The organism is Streptomyces sp. NPDC127092 (genome assembly GCF_042722475.1).
Taxonomy (GTDB): domain Bacteria; phylum Actinomycetota; class Actinomycetes; order Streptomycetales; family Streptomycetaceae; genus Streptomyces.
The window spans coordinates 1-8,995 of record NZ_JBHXFE010000082.1 but is presented as its reverse complement, the minus strand read 5'-3'; the positions used below and the strand labels follow the sequence as shown (position 1 = coordinate 8,995).

8 protein-coding genes are annotated in these 8,995 nt (G+C 69.6%); 6 read left to right on the top strand and 2 right to left on the bottom strand.

The window, feature by feature from the left end:
* From ACFWJO_RS36750 to ACFWJO_RS36735, 4 genes are all read left to right on the top strand, one after another.
* A partial coding sequence (locus tag ACFWJO_RS36750) for a polyribonucleotide nucleotidyltransferase (RefSeq protein ID WP_386872421.1) occupies positions 1-2,097 on the top strand: 2,097 nt, incomplete at its 5' end.
* On the top strand, positions 2,094-3,473 hold the full coding sequence (locus ACFWJO_RS36745) for a M16 family metallopeptidase (RefSeq protein ID WP_386872420.1): 1,380 nt from the start codon (positions 2,094-2,096) through the stop codon (positions 3,471-3,473). The genes ACFWJO_RS36750 and ACFWJO_RS36745, both read left to right, overlap by 4 nt.
* A gap of 42 nt (positions 3,474-3,515) precedes the next feature.
* Positions 3,516-4,268, top strand: a complete 753-nt coding sequence (gene dapB, locus ACFWJO_RS36740) for a 4-hydroxy-tetrahydrodipicolinate reductase (RefSeq protein ID WP_384423515.1) — start codon at positions 3,516-3,518, stop codon at positions 4,266-4,268.
* A gap of 5 nt (positions 4,269-4,273) precedes the next feature.
* On the top strand, positions 4,274-4,714 hold the full coding sequence (locus ACFWJO_RS36735; RefSeq protein WP_386872418.1) for a hypothetical protein: 441 nt from the start codon (positions 4,274-4,276) through the stop codon (positions 4,712-4,714).
* A 4-nt stretch (positions 4,715-4,718) separates the two neighbouring features.
* Here ACFWJO_RS36735 and ACFWJO_RS36730 read toward each other — a convergent pair whose 3' ends face one another.
* Complete coding sequence (locus ACFWJO_RS36730) at positions 4,719-5,276, bottom strand: hypothetical protein (protein WP_386872416.1); 558 nt, start codon at positions 5,274-5,276, stop codon at positions 4,719-4,721.
* Positions 5,277-5,326: 50 nt separating this feature from the next.
* The gene (locus tag ACFWJO_RS36725) at positions 5,327-5,566 is read right to left on the bottom strand and encodes a hypothetical protein (protein ID WP_386872415.1); all 240 of its coding nucleotides are present in this window, start codon (positions 5,564-5,566) and stop codon (positions 5,327-5,329) included.
* A 347-nt stretch (positions 5,567-5,913) separates the two neighbouring features.
* Here ACFWJO_RS36725 and dapA point away from each other — a divergent pair, with 347 nt between their 5' ends.
* Both dapA and ACFWJO_RS36715 read left to right on the top strand, forming a co-directional pair.
* On the top strand, positions 5,914-6,813 hold the full coding sequence (dapA, locus tag ACFWJO_RS36720; protein WP_386872413.1) for a 4-hydroxy-tetrahydrodipicolinate synthase: 900 nt from the start codon (positions 5,914-5,916) through the stop codon (positions 6,811-6,813).
* 138 nt (positions 6,814-6,951) lie between these two features.
* Positions 6,952-8,637 carry a ribonuclease J gene (locus ACFWJO_RS36715; RefSeq protein WP_386872411.1) on the top strand — a complete coding sequence of 562 codons (1,686 nt, stop codon included), beginning with the start codon at positions 6,952-6,954 and terminating at the stop codon, positions 8,635-8,637.
* Positions 8,638-8,995 lie beyond the last annotated feature (358 nt).

Here is an 8,995-nt window from a genome sequence, read left to right as displayed (position 1 = left end):
GTGGACGACGACACCATGGTGCTGTCGGCCACCACCGCCTCCAAGCAGCCCAAGGACCAGCTGGACTTCTTCCCCCTGACGGTCGACGTCGAGGAGCGGATGTACGCGGCCGGCAAGATCCCCGGCTCCTTCTTCCGCCGTGAGGGCCGGCCCTCCGAGGACGCGATCCTCACCTGCCGCCTGATCGACCGGCCGCTGCGCCCCTCCTTCAAGAAGGGCCTGCGCAACGAGATCCAGATCGTCGAGACGATCATGGCGCTCAACCCCGATCACCTCTACGACGTGATCGCCATCAACGCCGCCTCCTGCTCCACGCAGCTGGCCGGCCTGCCCTTCTCCGGCCCGATCGGCGGCACCCGTGTCGCCCTGATCAAGGGCCAGTGGGTCGCGTTCCCGACGCACACCGAGCTCGAGGACGCCGTCTTCGACATGGTCGTCGCCGGTCGCGTCCTGGAGGACGGCGACGTCGCGATCATGATGGTCGAGGCCGAGGCCACCGAGAAGACCATCGAGCTCGTCAAGGGCGGCGCCGAGGCGCCGACCGAGGAGATCGTGGCCGCCGGCCTCGAGGCCGCCAAGCCCTTCATCAAGGTCCTGTGCAAGGCGCAGTCGGACCTCGCCGCCAAGGCCGCCAAGCCCGAGGGCGAGTTCCCGATCTTCCTCGACTACGAGGACGACGTCTACGCCGCGCTGTCCGACGCCGTCCGCGGCGAGCTCGCCCAGGCGCTGACGATCGCCGGCAAGCAGGAGCGCGAGGCCGAGCTCGACCGCGTCAAGGCCATCGCCGGCGAGAAGCTGCTCCCGGCCTTCGAGGGCCGCGAGAAGGAGATCTCCGCCGCCTACCGCAGCCTCACCAAGGCCCTGGTCCGCGAGCGCGTCATCAAGGACAAGATCCGCATCGACGGCCGCGGCGTCACGGACATCCGTACGCTGGCCGCCGAGGTCGAGGCCATCCCGCGGGTCCACGGCTCCGCCCTGTTCGAGCGTGGCGAGACCCAGATCCTGGGCGTCACCACCCTCAACATGCTCCGCATGGAGCAGCAGCTGGACACCCTCTCCCCGGTGACCCGCAAGCGCTACATGCACAACTACAACTTCCCGCCGTACTCCACCGGCGAGACCGGCCGCGTCGGCTCCCCGAAGCGCCGCGAGATCGGCCACGGCGCCCTCGCCGAGCGCGCCCTCGTCCCGGTCCTGCCGACCCGCGAGGAGTTCCCGTACGCGATCCGCCAGGTGTCCGAGGCCCTCGGCTCCAACGGCTCGACGTCCATGGGCTCGGTCTGCGCCTCCACCATGTCGCTGCTGAACGCCGGTGTGCCGCTGAAGGCCCCCGTCGCCGGCATCGCCATGGGTCTGATCTCCCAGGAGATCGACGGCGAGACGCACTACGTCACCCTCACCGACATCCTCGGTGCGGAGGACGCCTTCGGCGACATGGACTTCAAGGTCGCCGGTACGAAGGAGTTCGTCACCGCCCTCCAGCTCGACACCAAGCTGGACGGCATCCCGGCCTCCGTCCTGGCCGCGGCCCTCAAGCAGGCCCGCGACGCCCGCCTCCACATCCTCGACGTGATGATGGAAGCGATCGACACCCCGGACGAGATGTCCCCCAACGCCCCGCGGATCATCACCGTGAAGATCCCCGTGGACAAGATCGGCGAGGTCATCGGCCCCAAGGGCAAGATGATCAACCAGATCCAGGAGGACACCGGCGCCGAGATCACGATCGAGGACGACGGCACCATCTACATCGGTGCCGCCGACGGCCCGGCCGCCGAGGCCGCCCGCGCCACGATCAACGGCATCGCCAACCCGACCATGCCGGAGGTCGGCGAGCGCTACCTGGGCACGGTCGTCAAGACCACGACCTTCGGTGCCTTCGTCTCCCTGCTCCCGGGCAAGGACGGCCTGCTGCACATCTCGCAGATCCGCAAGCTCGCCGGTGGCAAGCGCGTGGAGAACGTCGAGGACGTGCTCGCGGTCGGCTCCAAGGTCCAGGTCGAGATCGCCGAGATCGACCAGCGCGGCAAGCTCTCCCTCATCCCCGTCATCGAGGGCGAGGAGAACGAGAACGAGAAGGACGCCTCCGACCAGTGACGTCCCGCAGTTCCGCGACGACGGCCCGCCCCTCCTCCGAGGGGCGGGCCGTCGCCCGTACCCAAACGCTTCTTCCGGGCAGGGACGGCATCGGCACCGTCCGCCGCACGACCCTTCCCGGCGGCCTCCGCATCGTCACCGAGACCCTGCCCTCGGTGCGCTCCGCCACCTTCGGCATCTGGGCGCACGTCGGCTCCCGTGACGAGACCCCGGCGCTCAACGGCGCCACCCACTACCTGGAGCACCTCCTCTTCAAGGGCACCCACAAGCGGTCCGCCCTCGACATCTCCGCCGCGATCGACGCGGTCGGCGGCGAGATGAACGCCTTCACGGCGAAGGAGTACACCTGCTACTACGCCCGGGTCCTCGACACCGACCTGCCGCTGGCGATCGACGTCGTCTGCGACATGCTCACGGGCTCGCTCATCCTCGACTCCGACGTGGACGCCGAGCGCGGCGTGATCCTCGAGGAGATCGCGATGACCGAGGACGACCCCGGCGACGTCGTGCACGACCTGTTCGCGCAGACCATGTTCGGCGACACCCCGCTGGGCCGCCCGGTCCTCGGCACCGTCGACACGATCAACGCGCTCACCCGCGACCAGATCGCCCGCTTCTACAAGAAGCACTACGACCCCACCCACCTGGTCGTCGCCGCCGCCGGCAACGTCGACCACGCCACGGTGGTACGGCAGGTCCGCCGCGCCTTCGAGAAGGCCGGCGCCCTCACCCGTACGGACGCCCGCCCGGTCGCCCCGCGCGACGGCCGGCGCACCATCCGTACGGCGGGCCGCGTCGAGCTGCTCGGCCGCAAGACCGAGCAGGCGCACGTGGTCCTCGGCATGCCGGGCCTGGCCCGCACCGACGAGCGCCGCTGGGCGCTCGGCGTGCTGAACACCGCCCTCGGCGGCGGCATGTCCTCCCGCCTCTTCCAGGAGGTCCGCGAGAAGCGCGGCCTGGCCTACAGCGTGTACTCGTACACCTCGGGCTTCGCCGACTGCGGTCTCTTCGGGGTGTACGCGGGCTGCCGGCCCAGCCAGATCCACGACGTGCTGCGGATCTGCCGGGACGAGCTCGACAAGGTCGCCGCCGACGGCCTCACCGACGACGAGATCGCCCGCGCCATCGGGCAGCTCTCCGGCTCGACCGTCCTCGGCCTCGAGGACACCGGCGCGCTGATGAACCGCATCGGCAAGAGCGAGCTGTGCTGGGGCGCCCAGATGTCGGTCGACGACATGCTGGCCAGGATCGCCGCCGTCACCCCCGACGACGTGCGTGAGGTGGCCCGCGACGTACTGGCGCAGCGGCCCTCGCTTTCGGTGATAGGCCCGCTGAAGGACAAGCAGGCGGACCGCCTCCACCACGCGGTCTCCTGACCGCACGAGTCACGAGTCACGAGTCACTGAGGGAAGAGAGCAATGAGCAAGCTGCGCGTGGCGGTACTCGGAGCCCAGGGCCGCATCGGCTCCGAGGCGGTCAAGGCCGTCGAGGCCGCCGAGGACATGGAACTGGTCGCGGCCCTGGGGCGCGGCGACAAGCTGGAGACGCTCGTCGAGACGGAGGCCCAGGTCGCCGTCGAGCTGACCACCCCCGCGTCGGTCATGGGCAACCTCGACTTCTGCGTGCGCCACGGCATCCACGCGGTCGTCGGGACCACCGGCTGGACCGAGGAGCGCCTCGCGCAGCTGAACGGCTGGCTCGCCCAGTCCCCGGAGACCGGCGTCCTGATCGCCCCGAACTTCTCCATCGGCGCGGTCCTCACCATGAAGTTCGCGCAGATCGCCGCCCCGTACTTCGAGTCGGTCGAGGTCGTCGAGCTGCACCACCCGAACAAGGTGGACGCGCCCTCCGGCACCGCCACCCGCACCGCCCAGCTGATCGCCGAGGCCCGGTCGAAGGCGGGCTGCGCCCCGCAGCCCGACGCCACGACCACGGCCCTGGACGGGGCGCGCGGCGCGGACGTGGACGGCGTCCCGGTGCACGCCGTACGGCTCCGGGGCCTGCTGGCCCACCAGGAGGTGCTGCTCGGCGGCGAGGGCGAGACCCTCACCGTGCGCCACGACTCGCTGCACCACTCCAGCTTCATGCCGGGCATCCTGCTCGGCGCGCGCCGCGTCGTGACCACCCCGGGCCTCACCTTCGGCCTGGAACACTTCCTGGACCTGGGCTGACGGTCATGGGCGGAAAGATCACGTACGTCTTCCTCTCCACCGTCCTCGTGCTCGTCTTCGGGGTGGTGGGGATGGAGGGCGTCCTGCTCCTGCTGACCGGTGAGCCGGCGGCGATGGGCATGGGCGCGGTGGCGTTCCTGCTGCCGCTGGTCGGCGGCTGGTTCCTGTGGAAGAACACCCGCTTCGCGCGCCTGGCGAACCGCCTGGCCGCGGAGCTGGAGGCCGAGGGCGGGCTGCCCGTCGACGAGCTGAGGCGCACGCAGGGCGGGCGCATCGACCGTGACTCGGCCGACGAGGTCTTCGCCCGGCGCAAGGCCGAGACGGAGGACTCGCCGGACGACTGGCGCTGCTGGTTCCGGCTGGCGGTCGCCTACCACGACGCCCGCGACACCCCGCGGGCCCGCAAGGCGATGCAGCGCGCGATCGCCCTGCACGCGGCGGGCTGACGGCTCAGCGGGCGCCCGCGTACTCCGCGTTCCAGGCCTCGATCGTGTCCGCGGCGCGGTCGAAGGCCTCGACGCGGGAGAGGAAGTCGGCGTTGTGATCGGTGAGCAGCGGCGCCTGCTCACCGTTCTCCCGTACGAGGACGAGGGCCTGGCCCTGGACCGTGCGGGGGAGACCCAGCCAGCGCACCGGCTGCTGGACGGTGCGGACGGCGTTCGCCTGCGGCCACGGCACGGTCTTCGTCACGAAGAACCGCACCTGCCGCAGCCCGGCCCGGCTCACCCAGACGCCCATGCGCAGCACGCGCAGCGCGACGAGGATGATCAGCAGCGCGACGCCGAAGGTGAACAGGGCGCCGCCGGACGCGCCGGCGGCGGCGATGACGACCGCCGCGAGCAGCACGAACGAGGCCAGGAGCAGCGCGAGCGCGGCGAGCCCCACCCGCCACGGACCGGGCCGGTACGGACGACGCCACTGGTCGTGGTCGGCGAACGGCAGGGCGACGTCGTTGATGTCGTCGTCTGCGTCGAAGTCGCGGTCGGCCGTCAGGAAGGGCAGGGGCACGGCGGGTCCTCACTCACAAGCACGTTCGGTGACTGTGCCCGGAGGCTACCTCAGCGCCCGTCGGAAGCCTCGGACTGATGCCGGTGACCGCTCGCGTCCCCGGGTTCCAGGGACGGCATGCCGAGCACCAGGGAGCCGACGAGGCCGGCGACGACGGTCAGTCCCAACAGCGTGCGGCCGAGGATCTGGGACGCGGTGGGACGTTCGCGGGGCGGGGGAGTGACGTTACTGCGAAAGCGGTCGGACTCCGCGACGAACGCGAACGGTACGGCCTCTCGCCGGCGCGACATGGGGAGCACTCTCCTCGTGGCTGGTGCTGAACGTGTGTGTCACCGGTAGAGACGAGCGGGGCGAGGGTTTGGTGCCGTTTTTTCATCAAAGCGGCCGAATCTCATTCTGGAGGAGGATCCAAAGGTCCGGGCCGGGAGGCCGTGTGCGGCCTCGCTCGTAGCGCCGTAACGCACATAAGTACGAAATTCGCGTGCGAAGTGTCCGTATTGCGACGTTTCACGAAGTTCATCTAGGCTGATCAAACGGACCCGGCACTGCTTGAACCCCCGAGCAGGCAGTGCCGGGCTCCTCTTATCGCGTCCCCCGAGGGGACCCCCGGCGCTGAGCAGCGAGTAGCGTGTTACCCATGGCTCCGATCTCCACTCCGCAGACCCCCTTCGGGCGGGTCCTCACCGCCATGGTCACGCCCTTCACGGCGGACGGCGCACTCGACCTCGACGGTGCCCAGCGACTCGCCCGCCACCTCGTGGACGCCGGCAACGACGGCCTGATCGTCAACGGCACCACCGGCGAGTCCCCCACCACCACCGACGCGGAGAAATCGCAGCTCGTACGGGCCGTACTGGAGGCGGTCGGCGACCGCGCCCACGTCGTCGCCGGCATCGGAACCAACGACACCCACCACACGCTCGAGCTGGCCCGCGCCGCCGAGCGCGACGGCGCACACGGCCTGCTCGCCGTCACGCCGTACTACAACAAGCCCTCGCAGGAGGGCCTCTACCGGCACTTCTCGGCCATCGCCGACGCCACCGAGCTGCCGGTGATGCTCTACGACATCCCCGGCCGCAGCGGCGTCCCGATCGACACCGAGACGATCGTCCGGCTCGCCGAGCACCCCCGGATCGTCGCCAACAAGGACGCCAAGGGCGACCTCGGCCGCGCCAGCTGGGCCATCGCCCGCAGCGGCCTCGCCTGGTACTCCGGCGACGACATGCTCAACCTGCCGCTGCTCTCCGTGGGCGCCTGCGGCTTCGTCTCCGTCGTCGGCCACGTCGTCGCCCCGGAACTCCGCGCGCTCGTCGACGCCTACCTCGCCGGTGACGTCCAGAAGGCCACCGAGATCCACCAGCGGCTGCTGCCCGTCTTCACCGGCATGTTCCGCACCCAGGGCGTCATGACCACCAAGGCCGCCCTCGCCCTCCAGGGCCTGCCGGCCGGCCCGCTGCGCCTGCCGCTCGTGGAGCTCTCTCCCGAGGAGACCGCCCAGCTCAAGATCGATCTCGCCGCCGGCGGGGTACAGATCTGAGAACAGACTTCACAACCGAAGATCCGTAACTGAACACGCGCAACTGAACATCCGTAACCGAAAACAACAGCAAGTGCACGAATGTCATACACGCCACGTGCCGAGCCGGTACGTGGCGTGTGTGGTGAGGAGAACCTTTTGAGCCATCCGCATCCTGAACTCGGCGCCCCGCCGAAGCTGCCCCAGGGCGGCCTGCGCGTCACCCCGCTCGGCGGTCTCGGTGAGATCGGCCGGAACATGACGGTCTTCGAGTTCGACGGCCGCCTGCTGATCGTCGACTGCGGTGTCCTCTTCCCCGAGGAGGAGCAGCCGGGCGTCGACCTGATCCTGCCGGACTTCACCACCATCCAGGACCGCCTCGACCAGGTCGAGGGCATCGTCCTGACCCACGGCCACGAGGACCACATCGGTGCCGTGCCGTACCTGCTCCGGCTCAAGCCGGACATCCCGCTCATCGGCTCCAAGCTGACCCTCGCCCTGATCGAGGCCAAGCTCCAGGAGCACCGCATCCGCCCCTACACCCTCGAGGTGGCCGAGGGGCACCGCGAGCGGTTCGGCCCCTTCGACTGCGAGTTCATCGCCGTCAACCACTCCATCCCCGACGCCCTGGCCGTCGCCATCCGCACTCCCGCGGGCATGGTCGTCCACACCGGCGACTTCAAGATGGACCAGCTGCCGCTGGACAACCGCCTCACCGACCTGCACGCGTTCGCGCGGCTGAGCGAGGAGGGCATCGACCTCCTGCTCACCGACTCGACGAACGCCGAGGTCCCGGGCTTCACGCCGCACGAGCGCGACATCTCCAGCGTCCTGCGCAACGTGTTCGCCAATGCCCAGAAGCGCATCATCGTGGCCAGCTTCGCCAGCCACGTCCACCGCATCCAGCAGATCCTGGACGCCGCCCACGAGTACGGCCGCCGGGTCGCCTTCGTCGGCCGCTCCATGGTCCGCAACATGGGCATCGCCCGTGACCTGGGCTACCTGCGCGTCCCCGCCGGCCTGGTCGTCGACGTGAAGACCCTCGACGACCTCCCGGACGACGAGGTCGTGCTCGTCTGTACGGGCTCCCAGGGCGAGCCCATGGCCGCCCTGTCCCGGATGGCCAACCGCGACCACCAGATCCGGATCGTCCCCGGCGACACCGTGATCCTGGCGTCGTCCCTGATCCCGGGCAACGAGAACGCGGTCTACCGCGTGATCAACGGCCTGACCCGCTGGGGCGCCAACGTCGTCCACAAGGGCAACGCCAAGGTCCACGTCTCGGGCCACGCCTCCGCCGGCGAGCTGCTGTACTTCTACAACATCTGCCGGCCGAAGAACCTCATGCCGGTCCACGGCGAATGGCGCCACCTGCGCGCCAACGCCGAGCTCGGCGCGATGACGGGCATCCCGAAGGACCACATCGTCATCGCCGAGGACGGCGTCGTCGTCGACCTGGTCGACGGCCGCGCCCGGATCACCGGCAAGGTCCAGGCGGGCTACGTGTACGTCGACGGACTCTCGGTCGGCGACGTCACCGAGACCTCCCTCAAGGACCGCCGGATCCTCGGCGAAGAGGGCATCATCTCGGTCTTCGTGGTCGTGGACTCCTCCACCGGCAAGATCGTCGGCGGCCCCAACGTCCACGCCCGCGGCTCCGGCATCGAGGACGCCGCCTTCGACGCGGTGCTCCCGAAGATCGACCAGGCCCTCAACAAGTCCGCCCAGGACGGCGTGGTCGAGTCGCACCAGCTCCAGCAGCTGATCCGCCGCACGGTCGGCAAGTGGGTCTCCGACACCTACCGCCGCCGCCCGATGATCCTCCCGGTGGTCGTGGAGGTCTGACGGACCGTCCGCTTCCAACGGGGGGGGGGCGCCTCGATTTGCATCGGGGCGCCCCCCTCCAGTACGTTTACGGCTCCGCCAGAGGGGAAGCCCCGGGCACCACTGTGTGCCGGGAGCGTGAACCGGGAAGGCGGAAAATCCGACTCAGAACTTCTGATAAAGTCGGGACGCGCCGGAAGGCCTCGGAAAGAAGACGAAAGTCGGAAAGCCGGACCGGAAAGCGAAGAGGAAATCGGATCGAAAACATCTGATAAACTCGAAACCGCCGGAAGGGCCCGGAGCGAAAGCGAAAGGGACCGGAAAGCACCGAGGAAATCGGATCGGAAAGATCTGATAGAGTCGGAAACGCAAGAACGAA